The sequence below is a fragment of the Maricaulis sp. genome, assembly GCF_030149425.1.
Lineage (GTDB): Bacteria > Pseudomonadota > Alphaproteobacteria > Caulobacterales > Maricaulaceae > Maricaulis.
The window spans coordinates 20,433-36,232 of the sequence record NZ_JASBRQ010000036.1 but is presented as its reverse complement, the minus strand read 5'-3'; the positions used below and the strand labels follow the sequence as shown (position 1 = coordinate 36,232).

General features: G+C 61.2%; 16 protein-coding genes and 1 pseudogene. 8 read left to right on the top strand and 9 right to left on the bottom strand.

Annotated features, from left to right (window positions below; all coding sequences use genetic code 11):
• Positions 1 to 24 precede the first annotated feature (24 nt).
• From Q1V57_RS05510 to Q1V57_RS05490, 5 genes are all read left to right on the top strand, one after another.
• Positions 25 to 801: a cell wall hydrolase gene (locus tag Q1V57_RS05510; protein WP_300528405.1), complete on the top strand. Its 777-nt coding sequence runs from the start codon at positions 25 to 27 to the stop codon at positions 799 to 801.
• Positions 802 to 912: 111 nt separating this feature from the next.
• A complete protein-coding gene (locus tag Q1V57_RS05505) occupies positions 913 to 1,788 on the top strand; it encodes a hypothetical protein (protein WP_300528403.1) in 876 nt (291 codons plus the stop codon).
• A gap of 394 nt (positions 1,789 to 2,182) precedes the next feature.
• Positions 2,183 to 2,773, top strand: a complete 591-nt coding sequence (locus Q1V57_RS05500) for a helix-turn-helix transcriptional regulator (RefSeq protein ID WP_300528400.1) — start codon at positions 2,183 to 2,185, stop codon at positions 2,771 to 2,773.
• 143 nt (positions 2,774 to 2,916) lie between these two features.
• Positions 2,917 to 3,519, top strand: coding sequence for a helix-turn-helix domain-containing protein (locus Q1V57_RS05495; protein WP_300528399.1), 603 nt, complete (start codon positions 2,917 to 2,919; stop codon positions 3,517 to 3,519).
• 40 nt (positions 3,520 to 3,559) lie between these two features.
• Positions 3,560 to 4,195 (top strand): LON peptidase substrate-binding domain-containing protein, encoded by a 636-nt coding sequence (locus Q1V57_RS05490; RefSeq protein ID WP_300528398.1) that lies wholly within the window; start codon positions 3,560 to 3,562, stop codon positions 4,193 to 4,195.
• On the opposite strand, the gene Q1V57_RS05485 is transcribed toward Q1V57_RS05490, so the two are convergent.
• Together Q1V57_RS05485 and Q1V57_RS05480 are read right to left on the bottom strand one after the other, a co-directional pair.
• The gene (locus Q1V57_RS05485) at positions 4,192 to 4,659 is read right to left on the bottom strand and encodes a hypothetical protein (RefSeq protein ID WP_300528395.1); all 468 of its coding nucleotides are present in this window, start codon (positions 4,657 to 4,659) and stop codon (positions 4,192 to 4,194) included. The two genes, Q1V57_RS05490 and Q1V57_RS05485, sit on opposite strands and share 4 nt — an antisense overlap.
• 325 nt (positions 4,660 to 4,984) lie before the next feature.
• Positions 4,985 to 5,644, bottom strand: a pseudogene (locus Q1V57_RS05480) (ParA family protein); the annotation flags it as partial.
• 166 nt (positions 5,645 to 5,810) lie between these two features.
• On the opposite strand from Q1V57_RS05480, the gene Q1V57_RS05475 reads away from it, so the two are divergent.
• Complete coding sequence (locus Q1V57_RS05475) at positions 5,811 to 6,401, top strand: hypothetical protein (RefSeq protein WP_300528390.1); 591 nt, start codon at positions 5,811 to 5,813, stop codon at positions 6,399 to 6,401.
• Here the strand turns inward: Q1V57_RS05475 and Q1V57_RS05470 are convergent.
• The 4 genes from Q1V57_RS05470 to Q1V57_RS05455 form a co-directional block, all read right to left on the bottom strand.
• Positions 6,398 to 7,501: a DUF5694 domain-containing protein gene (locus tag Q1V57_RS05470; protein WP_300528388.1), complete on the bottom strand. Its 1,104-nt coding sequence runs from the start codon at positions 7,499 to 7,501 to the stop codon at positions 6,398 to 6,400. The genes Q1V57_RS05475 and Q1V57_RS05470 overlap by 4 nt on opposite strands.
• A gap of 115 nt (positions 7,502 to 7,616) precedes the next feature.
• Positions 7,617 to 8,642, bottom strand: a complete 1,026-nt coding sequence (locus tag Q1V57_RS05465) for a serine hydrolase domain-containing protein (RefSeq protein WP_300528385.1) — start codon at positions 8,640 to 8,642, stop codon at positions 7,617 to 7,619.
• Positions 8,643 to 8,767: 125 nt separating this feature from the next.
• Entirely contained in the window at positions 8,768 to 9,181 is a 414-nt protein-coding gene (locus Q1V57_RS05460; RefSeq protein ID WP_300528383.1) for a hypothetical protein, read from the bottom strand.
• A 67-nt stretch (positions 9,182 to 9,248) separates the two neighbouring features.
• Positions 9,249 to 9,971 (bottom strand): hypothetical protein, encoded by a 723-nt coding sequence (locus tag Q1V57_RS05455; RefSeq protein ID WP_300528380.1) that lies wholly within the window; start codon positions 9,969 to 9,971, stop codon positions 9,249 to 9,251.
• 364 nt (positions 9,972 to 10,335) lie between these two features.
• Between Q1V57_RS05455 and Q1V57_RS05450 the strand changes: the two genes are divergently transcribed.
• Positions 10,336 to 10,752 carry a TM2 domain-containing protein gene (locus Q1V57_RS05450; RefSeq protein ID WP_300528378.1) on the top strand — a complete coding sequence of 139 codons (417 nt, stop codon included), beginning with the start codon at positions 10,336 to 10,338 and terminating at the stop codon, positions 10,750 to 10,752.
• A gap of 3 nt (positions 10,753 to 10,755) precedes the next feature.
• Here the strand turns inward: Q1V57_RS05450 and Q1V57_RS05445 are convergent, their stop codons facing one another.
• From Q1V57_RS05445 to Q1V57_RS05435, 3 genes are all read right to left on the bottom strand, one after another.
• Positions 10,756 to 11,208, bottom strand: coding sequence for a hypothetical protein (locus Q1V57_RS05445; RefSeq protein ID WP_300528375.1), 453 nt, complete (start codon positions 11,206 to 11,208; stop codon positions 10,756 to 10,758).
• 339 nt (positions 11,209 to 11,547) lie between these two features.
• Positions 11,548 to 12,303: a hypothetical protein gene (locus Q1V57_RS05440; RefSeq protein WP_300528373.1), complete on the bottom strand. Its 756-nt coding sequence runs from the start codon at positions 12,301 to 12,303 to the stop codon at positions 11,548 to 11,550.
• 53 nt (positions 12,304 to 12,356) lie between these two features.
• Positions 12,357 to 12,989: a hypothetical protein gene (locus Q1V57_RS05435; RefSeq protein ID WP_300528371.1), complete on the bottom strand. Its 633-nt coding sequence runs from the start codon at positions 12,987 to 12,989 to the stop codon at positions 12,357 to 12,359.
• Positions 12,990 to 13,101: 112 nt separating this feature from the next.
• Between Q1V57_RS05435 and Q1V57_RS05430 the strand changes: the two genes are divergently transcribed.
• The gene (locus Q1V57_RS05430; RefSeq protein ID WP_300528369.1) at positions 13,102 to 15,576 is read left to right on the top strand and encodes a hypothetical protein; all 2,475 of its coding nucleotides are present in this window, start codon (positions 13,102 to 13,104) and stop codon (positions 15,574 to 15,576) included.
• The last annotated feature ends 224 nt before the right edge of the window (positions 15,577 to 15,800 follow it).

Genomic DNA, 15,800 nt, shown 5'->3' with positions numbered 1-15,800 from the left:
AGGCGATGCGGTTACGGTAACACGATGAGTGCAGTAGAGCGCATGGATTTGGACACGGCACGCAGCCAGCAAAAGCAGGTGGCGACAGCATTTCATTTGCTGGCGACGATCCTGCTCGGCATTGCCGTCATCTCCGCCTTGCACTTTGCCTCCATGCGTGTGCGTGCCCAGGACGAGAATCTGGAAACCATCGCCCTGGCCCAGCGCATCCTCGACCAGGAGGCGACAACGGGCATTCCGGGCTATATCCAGCTCGCCTCGCAGCAATTGAGCGCCAATGGCGAAACCGGCCTGACGGTCGGCACCCGTCCGCTCAATGATCTCTACGCCGAGACCAGCGCCCTGTTTGACGGTATCTCCCGCCGCTCCTCCGAGCTCGATTGCCTCGCCGAGGCGGTCTATTACGAGGCCCGATCCGAACCCCGCGTCGGCCAGATGGCGGTGGCCCAGGTGGTGCTCAACCGTGTCGACAGCCGGCATTGGCCGAACACGATCTGCGGTGTCGTCTATCAGGGCTCCGAGCGCCGTACTGGCTGTCAGTTCACCTTTACCTGTGACGGTTCGCTGGAACGCGCGCCCTATGGTCGTGGCTGGCGCAATGCGGTCGAGGTGGCCGGCCTCGCGATGATGGGCTTTGGCGAAGACGTGACCCGCACGGCGACGCATTATCACACCGTGGCGGTCGACCCGATCTGGAATGATAGCCTGATCCGCACCCGCCATATCGGCACGCACATCTTCTACCGCTTCCCGAACTGGCGCGAGCGCCGGGCCGGCGTACTGCGGGACCGCGACGCCTAAGTCACCGCATTCTCATTCAGTTGCGCGATAGTTCTTGTTAACGGCTTCATCCGATAGTCGGCACAAGTGTATGTTGAATGCCCGGTTAAGGCATAAGGATGCAGAGCGCCCATGGTTGGTAAACCCGCCGAACGATTATGGCTGAGCATGGCCGACAGTCCGCGCACCCGCGTTCTGTCCAAGGCGCTCGCCAAGGGGCTGGATATGACAGTCTATCTCGGCCCGACCATGGACCCGGCCGGCCCGGTCGCGCTGATCGTGGCCGATGATGCCCATGCCAACCGGATCAATGAAGCCAAGACCAATGCGGCTCCCGGCCAGCGCTCCATCCTGGTCACCCAGGGCGGACGTCCCGGCGCGCGCGCGGATATCTATCTCGCCCACGACACCGATGCCGGTTCACTGGTCAATGCCGTTTCCGGGCTGAGCGCCTATCGGTCCCAGGAAGTAGCCCTGAGCAAGGCTGGCGGGGCCGAGCAGGGGGCTGTGATGTCCCTGAGCGAAGGCGAGTTCCGCATTCGCACCTTGGCTGAAGCCCAGCATGTCGCTGTCTTCCTTGCCCGTTGCGCGCCTAAACCGGTGGCCACGGCGGTGGGGATTTATGTCCTCCTCGCCAGCGCCGTCGAGCACGGCAATCTGGAATTCTCCGCGGAAGAGAAGGCCCAGGGCCTCGCCGAGGGCAAGTGGGAGGCCAAGCTTGCCAAACGCTTGCGTGAGCCGGCTTTTGCCGAGCGCGTGGTCAAGCTGCGCTTCCAGCGCGGCCGGCGCCTGATGTCGCTCCTGATCCAGGATGATGGCGAAGGCATTGATGCGGAAACGGCGGAAATGGCAAATCCGACCCGGACTGGCCATCGCGGACGGGGCATCAAGCTGGCCAAGGGGCTGGGCTTTGCCAATGTCTCCTATCTCGGCGTGGGCAATACGGTCGAGGCCTCCATGGTCCTGCCGGATATCGGCGAGACCGGCGAGACCCGCGCCGCGAGCTGAAGCAGCGCCTGAAAATCGCCCGGGCCGAGCGCAACGAAAAGTGGTGTGGGCCCTGTCAGCCGGTCGGCCCCTATGGGTCGTTCCTCCGGAACAGTCCCGCCGGCGCGGCTCACTGTTTATATGTCTAGTAGATCTCGCAGCATCTCGCACAGCATGTAGGGCCATTGGGCGCGCTTGTTTCAGCGTCCAAAATACAACCGTTACGCACAAATCGAGAACAGCCCGAAGCGGAAAATTTAGTGCGGCCATAGCTTCGGTTGTTTCGTTCAACCACTTGTAATCACAACAGAACTTAATCGGACTTCGCGCTGCTTTTTGGTAAAATAAAAGTGGCGTAGAGCCATGGCGGAGCGCTACACGCGAGCGATGTTCAACCCACAAGCGTGATCAAGTAATGGATTGGGGGAGCAAAATCCGTGAGCTCCGCTTTGCGGAGGGGCTGAAGCAGGATGCTTTGGCGCTCGAGTTTGGCGTCAGCCAAGCCGCGATTTCGCAATGGGAGCGCGGCCTGAGCGATCCGCCATTGCCAATCCAGGATGAAATCCTCAAGCGCACGCGCCTGGCTCCCAATGTCCAGATGGCTGAGGCGCTCTGCTGCAGTGTTCGCCACAGCCCCCACCCGGCCTGCCTGGCGGAATTTGTAAACGGGGAATTCTTGTTGCGGATCTGCAATGACGCGGCATTGAGGGACTATCCGCTGCTCTCCATTACGGATCTGGACCAGCCGCTTGAGGGCAAGCTCGGACAGGATGTTGACTGCAACATGCACCGGTTTGTCGAGGCCGGAGGCTTTGAAGACCGTCTTCGTTGTGTCCGGGTGACCAGCCGGCCCCAGCGAGACGGGCGAAGCCTGTTCACACAGTCAACATATACGCCCTTCAAGGTGGCGCGCGACCGCTGGTTGGTACGGGCCGATATCAAAATCCTTGCCCATGATGATCGCCGTATCGAGTTCGCGCCCGCCTTTGAGATAGATGAGCTCTGATCGCATTTTGGTTGTGGGTTAGATTGGGCGTAAGCCTAGGATGTTAAAATACATTCAGCGGCGGCCTACAGGTCGGATTTGTTTTGCATCCAGATGAATATCTGTAATATCCACACTCGCCGTAGGGTAACTAGGGGGTGTGGATGGACTGGGCGCAGCAGATACGCGAATTGCGTTTTCACGAACGATTGAAGCAGCACACCCTTGCTGAACAGCTCGGAGTATCCCAAGCGCTAATCTCCCAGTGGGAGCGTGGAGTCGCGACCCCGCCTGCGCGATACCGCGAAATCCTGCGCCGCCGCTTCACGACATCCCCATCGGACCAGCTGTTGCGGTCGATCCACGCCAGCGTGTCCGCAAGCCCGAACATCACCGGTCTGCTGTCGGTACGGTCTGACCAAATCGTGTTGGAGGCGCAGAGCGAGGCCGGGTTTGCCCTGATGCCGCTGCTGACGCGGGACGATGTCGGTGAGCCGATGAACGGCAAGTTTGGCGAGCAGGTCGACGAGAATTATCGCCGCATTGTCCGCTCCGAAATTTTGTCTGGCGATGTCGCCTCGGTCAGAACCTGGGCGCGCGGCAATCGGCACGGGCGGGAATTCTGCGCGGTTTCCGCTTATACGCCATTTCGTCTCGACAATGGCGACTGGTTCCTGCGTGCGGAGATGCGGATCCTCGAGCCCGAGAATGCGGTGTACTGGTTCGACCATCATGATCAGTTCGAAGTGATAAGATTTAACCTGTAGGTTACTTGGCGAAGCCGGGTGTGCGCCCTACGTTTCAGTTATGGCTGAAACTAGAACCCTCCCGCGCGAATTGCCGCTCTTCCCCCTGGGTGGAACCATCCTCCTGCCCGGTGAGATCCTGCCGTTGAACGTCTTCGAGCCGCGTTATCTCAACATGGTCGATGATGTGCGCCGCGGGCATGGGCATATCGGTATTATCCAGACCCGTGAGGGCGGCTCGCCTGACAAGCCGGCATTGGCCCGTGTGGGCTGCGCCGGCCGGCTGGACCAGTTCCAGGAAACCAGTGACGGACGCTATCTGATCACGCTGCGCGGTGTCAGCCGTTTCACCCTTGCTTCCGAGGTCGAGACGCCGACGCCCTATCGGGTCGCACGGACCGATTATCTGGCCTTCGAGCATGATCTTGACCCGCGCCAGGCACCGGAAGAGGGGCGGGAACGCCTGATCCGCCTGTTGGAAGTCTGGTTGGAGACGGAAGGGCTGAGCACGGACTGGGACAGCCTGGCCCAGGCGCCGCTGCCGCGCATGATCGACCAGCTGGCGATGATTGCGCCCTTTGCCGGGCCCGAGCGCCAGCGTCTCCTGCTCGCCAACGACTGTGCCGAACGGCTGGAAGTGATGGAAACCATCCTCGCTGCCCGCATTGCCGGCAGCGCCGATGGATCAATGCACTAGCGCTTTGTCTGCGCGTCGTCGCCGGTGCCGGAACAGCGGCTGAGGCATCGGCAATCCAGCGCCGGGTCAGCAGCTAGAATATCCAGAAACTCGTCCAGGGCCTCGCTGATCAGGCTTTGCTGTGAGCGATCAAGCACCGCTGCCGCCAGGCGAAGGCGCCGTTTTTGCGCCGGGCTCAGGCGCAGTGTCGTCTTGTGCCGGGCGCTGGAGGCGGGTTTGGCTGTGTCCTGCACCCGCATGACCGGTTTCAAGGGTTGCGGAGCTGAACCGGCCTGAGTCGTGGTTTGGGGAGGCGCAGGACGAGGCTGTGGCGTTGATCGAGCCGGCCGTTCAGGGACATTGGGCTCGGCGGCCGGGCCGGCACGTTCGATCAGGCCGGGAACCAGGCCGGGGCGCGACGCCGGCATGGCTTCACCCTTGCGAGCCAGCAATCCGGCATGAAGCGAGGCGTATTTTTGACCCATGGCTATGTCCTCAGGCGCTGAAGCGTTTGCCGAAGGCGGGCCGCGCAGCCGAGGCACGCCGGTCCGGCTTGCCCGGTGGCGGACCGGTATCCTCGCGCCGCCGCTCAACACCGTCCCACTGTCCGGTGACATCACCGAACCGGTGTGACCCCGGATCCGCCGCCGGCGGCGTTTCCGGCGGCTTCAGGGCGTGCTCGACGGCGGCAGCGGCGGCGCGCTCCCCGCTTTGTTTGAGTTGGGCCAGCGCTTTCGGCACTGGCGTGAGAATATCGTCATCGAAAGTGGTCAGCGGATGGTCGATCAGGCGCGCCGTGTCGCCGCGCAGCCGGGACAGGCGTTCGTCGAAATAGGCCCAGAGCTGGCTGATCTCGGCTGCTGACCGGCCGCCCGGATTGGCCTCGCCGACCGTGCGGCCATCAATCATGGAGGCCGCGAAATCGACGCGGTGATGCAGGGTGACCGGGGCGACGGTCCCGTGCTGTGACAGGGCAATCGCGGTTTCGCCGGTGATCCTGGCGCGCGCCGTGGCGGAGTTCACAACGAAAACCAGCGGCTTGTTCTGGTGTTGAACGATGTCGACGGTCGGCCCGACGGCGCGCAGGTCGTGCGGGCTCGGCCGGGTTGGCAGCACCACCAGATCCGCATGGGAGACGATTTCCGAGATTGCCGATGTGATGGCAGGCGGGGTGTCGATGACGATGAGCTTGTAGCCGGCAGCGGACAGCGCTTCGATATCCCGCGCCAGATCGGGGACGGAGATATGGGCGAAAGCGGGGGTGTCGGCGGCCCGGGCATTCCACCATTTCGCCATGGAGCCCTGGGGGTCGGTATCGATCAGGGCGACAGGGCCGGCGCCGGCGCGCTCGGCTTCAACTGCCAAGTGCGCCGACACGGTAGTTTTGCCGGATCCGCCCTTCTGCGAGGCGAAAACGACGACCTGGGCCAAGGGCGTCGTATCAGGATCTCGATCCGGCAATTGCGTCATGCTTCACCTCTTGTCTGACCGCGCCTCTCACTGCGGCCTGGGTGTGATAAAACCAGACGCGAATTTCCGGCAAACTAAGCGCGCCTGCGCAAATTGAGACGAGTTTGTTTCAAAGCTTGCGATGCGGTCCGGGAGCGCTAGGCTGGCGGGGCAAATGGGGGAAGAGATGCGCAAGTTTGCACTGGTTATTGTCCTGGCCCTGGCCGGGTGCGGTGTCGAGATCACCGAGACCTACACGCCTGATGCGGCCGATAGCGTGGTGGCCGGCACCTCTTCGGACAGTGTCGAGGTCACCGATGTCACCATGGATGTGTGCAGCCTGACGGCGCAGCGCCAATGGGACTATGGCGAGGGCGCCAGCGCCACCATCGATGCGGCGATCTCCTGCGCGGATGGGCAGCGCATGGCGCGGCGCGATATTCTCGGCGGTGACGGTGAGCCGCTCTACACTTTCAGTGCCCCGGTCGAGCATGTCGCTGTCCTGGCCTGGGCGGAAAGCGATGACGCCCTGTTCGCGGCTTTTGCCGAGTGGGCCGATCATGATCCGCGCTGGACCAGCACTGCGGCGCTGCCGCCTTTCGACCAGCAGGCCGAATTCCCCTTCTACCCCGGCACAGCGGACCAAGCCGTCTACGACGCCTGGCGCGCCGGCGATTATCCCATGGACTGTTTCATCCAGGGCATGGAAAGCCAGATGTGCGTTGCCATGATTGATGGCGAAGCCGTCGAAATGGGCGTGCAGAGCTTCCCGGGCTAGTCCGCCAGTACGCTGTCGAGCGGGATGATCTGGAAGTCGTGCATCGGGTCGAGATAGGCCTCGACATAGGCTTTGTGTGAATACCCGACGATGACCAGGATGCGCGCGCCCGGCGTGACCGATGCAGCATCGACGATATTGGCGGCCATGCGCAGTCCGCGAGACTGCCACCAGGCGAGATAATGGCGGGAGATATTGTCATTCTCCGTCGTGGTCGCTGCCGGACCGAAATCATTGGCCACCAGGCGGCGGTGATAGTCCGATGCATTGACCGCTCGGTAATAGGCGAGAACGCCTTCCGGGCTGCCGAGCAGGGCCTCCGCTTCGGCCGTAGCTTCATCAAAGCCATCAATATTCTCCGCCCAGATCGACTGCATCACCGCACCGCCGCCGGGCCGGGAGCGGGCATAGACGCGGTTGGCGATCCGGTCATCCATGGCATGGAGCCGTACATGATCGAGCCGGGCACCGAGCACGGCGCCGAGCGAGACCAGTTCATTGCGATAGGTAATGCGTTCATCCAGGACCGAGGCGAGGGCGTCGCTGACACCATCGGCGGCCACCCGCTCCTCTGCGTCGAGCTCGAGCCAGTGCAGGGCAGCGGAATTGGTATCCCCGGTGGCGTAGAGCAGGGCGGCGAGATGGCGGTGATCGGCGGGTGTGGGCGTTTGCGGCCAGCTGGCGAGGCGCTCATTCAGGGCGGCCACCGCGCCGAGCCGGTCCAGCCCGAGACTGTCCAGGGCCGGCGACGGGTCCGGACAATAGCGCTGATACACGCCTTCGAACTGGTCCGGATATTCGCTCAGAAGGTGGCAAGTCATACCGTCGGCCGCTTCGATAGCGATGATATCCGGGGCGAAAGCCTCCAGCCGGTCCAGCAGCAGGGAGAGATCCGATAGCGGCAGGACGTCAGAAGGCACGCCATTGATGTGCGGGGTGCCCAGGACCAGGACCTGGTTTGGCCCGCCAGCCAGATCAGATTGCACGCCGGAGAAGTCCAGCGTCAGCGGATTATCAGCGGCCCGCTCAAACCCGTCCTGGGCCAGGCCCGCACCGGCTGTGCCGAGCACGAGGGCAGCGGCGGTGATCAAATGCTTCATGACGTCCCCGAATAGTGTTGTCGCCCGGAGCACTAATGCAGGCCCAGCCCGGCGTCAGGAGGGAAGCTGGTTGCAGCCGGTCCCCCTAAGGCGCCGGGTGCTTGGTGCCAGGGCGCTAGCTGTCGGAACAGAAGGCCAGGCTGGCCAGCTCATAGCCCCAGCCCGACCCCATCCAGAGTTCGCCGAAATCATAATCGCCGCGATTGGTCAGGATGATCAGCGACCGTCCGGTCGCGGGAGCCATCAGGGTGCGCGCCTGGTGATAGCCAATCCCGCCGCGGCGCTCGATCAGCTCCACCGCACCCTCGCAACCGGCCAGCGGCGTGGCATAGCTCCAGGCGCCCAGGGCGACATAGCCCAGCCGCGCTTCGCCGCGCCAGAGCGCGCTGCGGGCGCTATCGCCGAGCAGTCGTCCCTCCATCAGGGCGGCATTGAAGGCGACGAGATCGCGCGCCGGCCCGGCCAGAGCGCCGCTGGGACCGTAATAACCCGGTGCCGGCGCGTCAGAAGGATCGGGCCTGCCGGCCCCCGCATAGCCGCTGACCGTCTCGGCCTCTCCGGACGGGGTAAGGGCGATCGTTTCATTCATCCCCGCCGGCTCGAATATCCGCCGTCGCAGCGTCTCAACCCAGCTTTCCCCGTGGAGCCGTTCAAGCACTACGCCGAGCAGGATAGTGTCGCAATTATTGTAGCTGAAGCGCTCGCCCGGCCTCTCGCCCGCACCATCGCAGGCGCTGCTCAGGCTCATCGGGCTGAGATCATCCAGGGTCGGGGCAATGGCATAATCGGGCTGTGGCAGGCCGCTCGTGTGGCGCATCAGATCGCGCAGGGTGATGCGGTCGGCGTGGCGGGCCGGAAAGTCCGGCACGAGGCTATCCAGGCTGGCGTCAAGCTGCAGCCGTCCGGCTTCCACGTCCTGCATCACTGCGACCGCGACGATCTGCTTGCTGACCGAAGCCCAGCGCCAGGTTTCCGAGCTTGTCATCGCGCGCCCGGGCGCGGCCGGCCCGGCCACAGCTTCGCTGAGGATCGTCTCGCCCTCGGCGATGATGACATGGCCTGTAAAGCCGTTCTCGGTAACCCAGTTCTCTAGCGGTGAGGCCTGGCTCAAAAGCGTCGCGGCCAGAATAACGCTCAGCATGCATCATCCCCCTGATCTGCTGACGGCAGATTAGGGCAAAAACGCCCGGTGCGAAGAAAAAACCGGATGGAGTTTGAGGGAATGCAGGATCGCGCCCGCTTACCCGGTCTCCAACGCTCTCGCGCTCACGGCAAAGCCTGCACCACCGCGGCGCCCGAGCGCAGCCAGTCCCGCCCATCCTCGACCGAGGCGAAAGCCGACGCCGCATGGCCATGGCCGGCATGGGCCTTGCGGAATTGCTGGAACAGCGCCTCCTGGTCCGGACGGATGATGCAGGCAACGCGGAACGGGCCCAATTGCCGGGCCACCGTGCGCACGCGCTGCTGCATCGCGACTTCGGACAGGTCGTAAAAGCTTTCGCGCGCATCATAGAGTACGCCCGTGACCGGTATGGCGCCGGGCGGCGGGGCGGCGAGGGTGTCGAACAGGCGCGTGGTCTGGTCCAACTCCCCGGCCGGCCGATCCCCCCAGGTCCGGATCTCGATAATCCCGTCGCGCTGGCTCAGCTCGAACCCGTCCATGGAATATGTCGGGCTCATCGAGCACCTCCTGCGGTCACAGGGGCAAATTTAACACGCAGGATTTGTGCGGCCAAACAAATCCGCGTCACTCCACCGGACCGGAATACTCGATCTCGGAAAACACCAGTTCGAAACTCTGGTCGAACTCCTGGAAGGCGGCGCTGCCGCGAATGGTCTGGCTCAGCCGCGTCAGCACCGGGGCGGGCATGCCGTCGAGCTGGGTGAATTCCTGCACGATATCGAGCGTGTTGAGGCGTACGGCGAAATGCGGCTTGAAACTCTCCGGGGCCCACATCCGCAGCTGCGTCACCACCGCTGGGTCGCGCGACACGGTCAGCGCCCCGCTAAGGTGCTCGGCCATGTCGATCTCTTCATTGCCTTCCAATTGCGGCTCGAAGCTGAACACCAGCAGGTCAGCGGCTTCCTCGGCGAGGCTGAAGGAGCCGGGCACGATATCGCTGTCATCGACGGAGAAGAACAGGCCCGAGCCATAGCCCTCGGCTGCTTCATCGGCATTCTCGCCACGGCGGGAAAAACCGGTCCAGATCTCCGACTGGAAGTCCGACAGGTCCGCCTCGGCCGGCGAGACCAGCGTCCATTCCTGGCCGATCGGCTGGGCACCGTCGAACCGGCCGACCATCACGCCGTCCTGCGTTGTCGCGGTCACGGTATAGCGCCAGGCACTGGCCTCGGTTTCGTCGAGGCCGCGGGCCAGGGCGGCATCAAGCAGCGGGTGAGCATTTTGCGCCAGCGCCGCCGGCGCGGTGAGCAGGCTGGCAGCGGCAAACAGGACAGATACGGCTTTCATGAGGTCATTCCCGGCATTTGGATCAAAACACGACCCCTTCCCGGGCCAAGCCCTAGCATGGATAGGCACGCCAACAGAGCGTGAAGTGGCGGGCTTACGGAAATGTCATGGGGGTCTTGAGGCGGCTTCGCCGCGCACCCACTCCGTCTCGCCGCTTCGCGCCGATCCACCTCGCCCATCGAGGGCGAGGAGGGTGGTTGTCGCCCCTCCTTCCCCTTGATGGGGAAGGTGGCACGCTGCGCAGCAGCGGGACGGATGGGGTGCGCGGCGAAGCCGCCACAAACAGGGGAGCGCCACCACGATCTTCCCGCTAGCCGCCCCCGCTCAATCGCGCTTAACTGGCGCTCGCAAAAGGGGACAAGCCATGAATCTGAAATCCTATACGCTCGAACTGGCCAATATTATCAGCGCCTTGCCCGAGGATAATCGCGGCGCCTTCCTGACCGCCTTCCAAGCCTCGGAGAAAAACCCGGTCGTGCTCTATGGCTTCAACATCTGGCTCGGCTTTTTGGGCATTGACCGTTTCCTCGTCGGCGACATCATCGCCGGCGTGCTCAAGCTGATCACTTTTGGCGGTTTCGGCATCTGGGTCATTGTCGACTATTTCCTCATCGGCAGCCGCGCCCGGCAGAAAAACATCGAGCTGGCCCGCGAAATGGCGCGCAGCTTTCAGCGCCGCAGCGTCGCCGCGCCGGCAGCGGCGGTTTCGGCGCCGGCCAAGGCGGATGACGGGGTAGATAACGGGGCGGACACGGCTGACGCCGGCGATGGCGGCGAATAGGGCCTAGTCGGGCGTAACGTCCTCGGCGAGATGAAACAGCCGGCTGATCGGCCGCAGCATGCGCGCCAGCACCCGTTCGCCCAGACCCTCGCCCAGCTTGAGATGTCCCAACAGGGTCAGGGTGGCGGTGGTGACCAGGATCAATTGCCAGCCCCCGAAACTCATCCACACCTTGCCTTCGGTAAACGCCGGTGCGGGCGTATCGCTCAGCAGGGCCAGACCGGTGACGCCCAGCATCAGCAGGGCCGGCCACAGGCTGGCCCCACGCCGGCGCAGTAACAGGACGACATAGACCAGGCTCAACCCGGCGGCCGCGACCAGCAGACCCAGTTCAAGCGCCGACGCACCGCTTTGAGCGCCCAGATAAGTCCAGCCCCCAAACCAGATCACCGCCAGCCCGCTCAGACCGAGCAGGGCAGCATGACAGAAATCCAGAACCTGTTTGCGCGTCAACATGGGCCCCACCCTAACGCCTGCGCGCCCGCCCGCGAAGGGAGACTGTGGCGCCGGGGATCTCGGGGGGCGGGGCGGCGGTTTAACCGGGCGAGGGGGCGGGTTTTCGCCTGCGCCTTCGGCGCGCACCCACTCCGTCTCGCCGCTTCGCGCCGATCCACCTCGCCCATCAAGGGCGAGGAGGGCAAGTGTGCTCTCCTCCTTCCCCTTGATGGGGAAGGTGGGCCAGTGCGAAGCACTGGGTCGGATGGGGTGCGCGGCGAAGCCGCAAAGCAATACCGGCGTCTACAGCATCCATCGCCGGCACCCATCTTCGGCACCCACCTTCGGCACCCAAGCCCGCTAGTCCGTGCGCCGGTAGCGGCCTATCCCGAGGCGCTTATTATAGGCCTCTTCCCGCTCGATGCTTTCATGCGCTTTGCGCACCAGTTCGAGCTGGCGGGCCGAGACGATGGACGGGTCCCGGCCACGGCCCTCCGCCTCAATCCGGTCGCGTTCGCGATCATGCTCGTCGCAATCGCCGAGAAACAGGCCGATCATATGGCCGAAGCGGTCGCCGGTGTGCAGCGCCGCCAGGGCCCAGGCCGGCAGGCCGCCGAGATTGCCGCGATAAAGATTGTCCATCATCGTTCCTAGAAGGCGTCCGAGCTGATAGCCGGGATTGTCGCGGATATCGGCATAGGTCTCGACCTCGTCCTCAGCCTCCGCGTCGTCTGCGCCGGGCCGGATTTCCGCCTCCTTCAGGCGCAGGAAACGCTCCGACAGCCGCGCCGCCTTCTCCGCCTGCACCAGATCACCCGCAGCGGCAAACCGCGCCGCCAGACCCAGCGCCTGGTTCGCCGCCTCGGCCACCAGGACCGGCTCCTCCGGCGCCAGCGGCAGCGCCTCATTGCTCGGCCTCACCTCCGGCAAGACTAGCGCCGGCCGCGGCAAGTCCTGCTCACGCCAGCCGGACTGCTTGGCCCACAGATACAGCGTCGCAATCGACACATCGACCGCTTTGGAAATCGTCACCATATCGACGCCATCAATGCGCATCTGCCGGGCGATGGCTTCGATCTCGGCACGTTCTTCAGGGGATCGTTTGCGTCCGGGCATGGGGCAAGTATGCGGGCGGATGCGGGGGTGGGGATAAGTTTTTGGGTGGGGGGCTAAAGTTCGACGGCTTGGAGGCGCGCCGTCACATCCTCGACCCCGGGCAATTCCCATACGCTATCGCGCAGGTGAAACAGGTGGGCATTGGTATGTGTTGAATAGCGGGCGTTCGGTTCTACCAGTTCGTGCGGGATCAACGCGGCGCGCACCACCTCATATTCATCGCCGAAAACCACGCCAGCCAGCACGTCGAAGGGTTTCTCATCCAGCTTGCGTATCGCTGAGAGCTGCCGGGTTTTGCGAGCCCGGTGCAGCCTGAGCCCCTTGATCTGATATCGCAAACCAGACCCATCGCGCGCATCATAGCCATGTTGCGAATTCGCTTCCTGCGTCCAGCCAAACGCTTTGCAGAAAATATATTCCGCCAGGTCGCCGGTAGGGTTATTGGCCGAACGGAGGATGCCCCGATCATTGAGCGCGTGCGAGATGCGGGCGTGTAGACGGAGGAGATCGGCGCTGGGGAGTGCGGTGAGGTCGGGGAGGGACATGGGGATGGAGCAGCGTTCGTTTGTGGCGTTTAGGGCTATGGCACTATGGAATCCAGAAAACGGTACGTGTCCCCGTTTATCGGGGGATAAGTTTTTGGGGTGGGGGTGCACGCGTTGCCCTTTATCGGCAACCAACGTCAAGCAACTCCAGACTATTCGCGACGCCGCAAAGTTGGCCAACTTTGCGAAGATCTAGAAAGTGGTGGAAAATGCAATTACATGTTGAGGTCATGCGAACAAGAAAATCCACTCTGTGATTGACAGGTTGAAAATATGGGCGGGCACCCAACGCTGGTTTTGGCTGCTTCGAACACAACTGGAAAAAATCTGGTTTGCTCTCGACCGAACGGGCTATCAGGCTGACATCTATGCGACGAAAATGCGTTCAAATGTGCGAATTTTCGGAGCTTTTGCGTGGATCGGTGTACAGACCCTATTCTGGGTAGCTCTGTTTCTTGCTGGACTTTTAGTGCTTGAAGATAAGGTCTTTGGAAGTAGGCTCTGGGTAAGCGAAGCCGATGAGCTTCTTAATTTGGAGCAGCTTCGACTTTATGCCCAGCTGCTTACGGCAATTTTTTCGATCTATTTTGCCTCGATCGGCATCATTTTAAGCGCCGGCTACAGCAGATTTCGTCGTGATATCATTCGGATGCTAACCGAAGAACAAGTTGGCAGTTTCTACTCTAGAATTCTAGTCTTCGCGGCCATGTTCTGTCTGTTGGCAACGGCGATGCCGTTATTTGGATTCGAGCCAGGACCCTATGTGTTCCTGACTGGTTCATTCCTTACAGTTTTGGGCGCTCTGGCGTTATTTCCACTAGGCCAGCGGCTATTCAACTTTTTCGATCTGGTTTTGATCGCTCGGTTGGAGGTTATTCCTACGATAGTGCGCCACATTAAGGGGGCGGGGTGTCGAAGAGCATCACGATCTATCGCCAACCACCATTCAAGAATGGCGATGCAGGCGTTGGAGCAGTTAGGCTACATCAACGACCGATTGGTTGCTGATAACGAGCACCTTGAGGAGAACATCCCAGTTCTCGCTTCCAACTACACCTCATTATTGGTGCACTATCTGGGGCATAAGCGCCGGATTCATAAAGACAGCTACTGGTTTCCCAGGCGATTGAAACACCGAGAGTGGTTTCTTGTCGGGGATTCAACGACCTCCATGGCCCTAAGAACAAGTAGTCAGCAGCCCTTGGTTTCTGAGGAGCCGGATTATGATTGGTTCGAGATGGAACTCCAAGGTAAGCTCAAGGGCCATCTCGAACGGGCTCTTGATCTAAACGAATACGACCTAGCCCTTTCGTTGTTACACCAACTATCGACCCGCATTTCGGCTTACGCTGAACAATTTCAGTTTGGCTTGGGGATGGGCGAATTGGAGTCAATTCGGCAACTTATCGAAAAGGACTTTGCTCATTCTGCTCAGTCCGAAAATGAAGATACAGATACCAAAAAAGTTGCCCTCGCCGATACGTGGGCGGCACTGGGTAGCAATCTTTGTTTGGAGACGCTGCGCCAAATTCTAATTTTCGAAGATGAGCTGAATCGGTTTTTCGCGGCGGACGATTGGTCTGAGCGCGCATTGGAGAGATTGCCGAGTTACCTTCGGGTGGAGATCGAGTTCATTGTGCGAAGAGTTGAATTCGAGCGCGAAATAGAGGGGAGGCGCCTCTCGAAACCCAAATACCTTCGGCAGCTTACAGTCCAGGCTTTGCTCCGTCAGTATGTAGAAGTCGTTCCAATGGTGCTCGAATTCTACAAAACGACAGTGCCGGAGTTCGTGGAGAAACTCTCCGATTTAAAACTGTCTAGGGCTGCGACCCAGGTCCTTCTCGCAAGCTTGCATAGTCATTGGAAAATTCCACGTTGGTTCGCCGATATCTCGATGCTATTTGAAAGGTACGCGAGTTTCGCACACTACGCCGATGTTCAACTCGCGTTTCCCGAACTCGATCTAGATGAAATGGCCACGCAGATAGGCGCGACTCGTGACGCTGCGATAGAATCACTAAGCTGTGGATCTATGGTCGGGCACATTTTTGCGGCCAAGCATGACGACGAACTTCCAGATCATTTTGGTCAAGTCTATTTTGAACTGGCTGAGGCTTGTGTTGAGGCTCTGAAGCAGAGCGATTCAGAGCGATTTGGTAAAATATTTCCCATGTTTATGTCTCTGTCTGTCATGGCATCAGACGCAAAATTCGCTGACCCTTCACTTGAGATCAATGATGAGTTTCGTCTCCAATTGGTCTCGACGGTAATTAACGACTTAGCGTCTGTATTGGGTCTTTCGATCCTTTATGGGAGGTACTTTGGCGACGATGATTTGGCGGAAGGAGCGCTCGCCAAGTTTCAGGAGTGGGTAGATAAACTGCCCGAGAAGGATGATTACCTAAAGCGTATGGTAAAGCTCGCAAACCTACCATGGCTTCTCTTCAGCGCGTCTCCGCGAAGTTTCATTAGGACCCACTGGAGGTCCGACTTCGAGAGCAGAGCGCATGCTGATGGCTATTCGAGCGAAAAGGGTTACTCCTCCGGCCCATCCCACCCCGATGCGTTGGTGCGAGAGTATCTAGCCTCCTCGGCTGACGCTTCTCACTTCTTCTTCGCAGTCCATATTCTCCCCCAAATACCAGATTTCGAAGGTGATGTAGGGCACCAAATCAGAGATGTTGCGGGGCATCTGAATCGGGAGCGTGATGAAAATTCACAGAGCTGACCCGATCGTCCGCCACCGATACGATCGCCTAGGAAGTGGTATTCTAGACCGATGGTTCCTTGAGGGGCAAAGGGATACCTCGTGCCATAATCGGCGAATGTTCGACGAGGACTTTGCCCGCCTATTTAGTTTCGAAAACCGAGATCGAGAGGACCTCTTCGTTGCTGATTGTAATGATCAATCAACCCTAGACCGACTTCTATTCGGCATGAGTGGGCAGCGCC

Bases quoted from the DNA above. Each gene is read 5' to 3' on its own strand.
- Q1V57_RS05460 (WP_300528383.1), bottom strand. From the start codon at position 9,181: ATGAGCCCGACATATTCCATGGACGGGTTCGAGCTGAGCCAGCGCGAC.
- Q1V57_RS05450 (WP_300528378.1), top strand. From the start codon at position 10,336: ATGAATCTGAAATCCTATACGCTCGAACTGGCCAATATTATCAGCGCC.
- Q1V57_RS05445 (WP_300528375.1), bottom strand. From the start codon at position 11,208: ATGTTGACGCGCAAACAGGTTCTGGATTTCTGTCATGCTGCCCTGCTC.
- Q1V57_RS05510 (WP_300528405.1), top strand. From the start codon at position 25: ATGAGTGCAGTAGAGCGCATGGATTTGGACACGGCACGCAGCCAGCAA.
- Q1V57_RS05475 (WP_300528390.1), top strand. From the start codon at position 5,811: ATGCGCAAGTTTGCACTGGTTATTGTCCTGGCCCTGGCCGGGTGCGGT.
- Q1V57_RS05470 (WP_300528388.1), bottom strand. From the start codon at position 7,501: ATGAAGCATTTGATCACCGCCGCTGCCCTCGTGCTCGGCACAGCCGGT.
- Q1V57_RS05485 (WP_300528395.1), bottom strand. From the start codon at position 4,659: ATGGGTCAAAAATACGCCTCGCTTCATGCCGGATTGCTGGCTCGCAAG.
- Q1V57_RS05500 (WP_300528400.1), top strand. From the start codon at position 2,183: ATGGATTGGGGGAGCAAAATCCGTGAGCTCCGCTTTGCGGAGGGGCTG.
- Q1V57_RS05455 (WP_300528380.1), bottom strand. From the start codon at position 9,971: ATGAAAGCCGTATCTGTCCTGTTTGCCGCTGCCAGCCTGCTCACCGCG.
- Q1V57_RS05440 (WP_300528373.1), bottom strand. From the start codon at position 12,303: ATGCCCGGACGCAAACGATCCCCTGAAGAACGTGCCGAGATCGAAGCC.
- Q1V57_RS05465 (WP_300528385.1), bottom strand. From the start codon at position 8,642: ATGCTGAGCGTTATTCTGGCCGCGACGCTTTTGAGCCAGGCCTCACCG.
- Q1V57_RS05505 (WP_300528403.1), top strand. From the start codon at position 913: ATGGTTGGTAAACCCGCCGAACGATTATGGCTGAGCATGGCCGACAGT.
- Q1V57_RS05490 (WP_300528398.1), top strand. From the start codon at position 3,560: ATGGCTGAAACTAGAACCCTCCCGCGCGAATTGCCGCTCTTCCCCCTG.
- Q1V57_RS05495 (WP_300528399.1), top strand. From the start codon at position 2,917: ATGGACTGGGCGCAGCAGATACGCGAATTGCGTTTTCACGAACGATTG.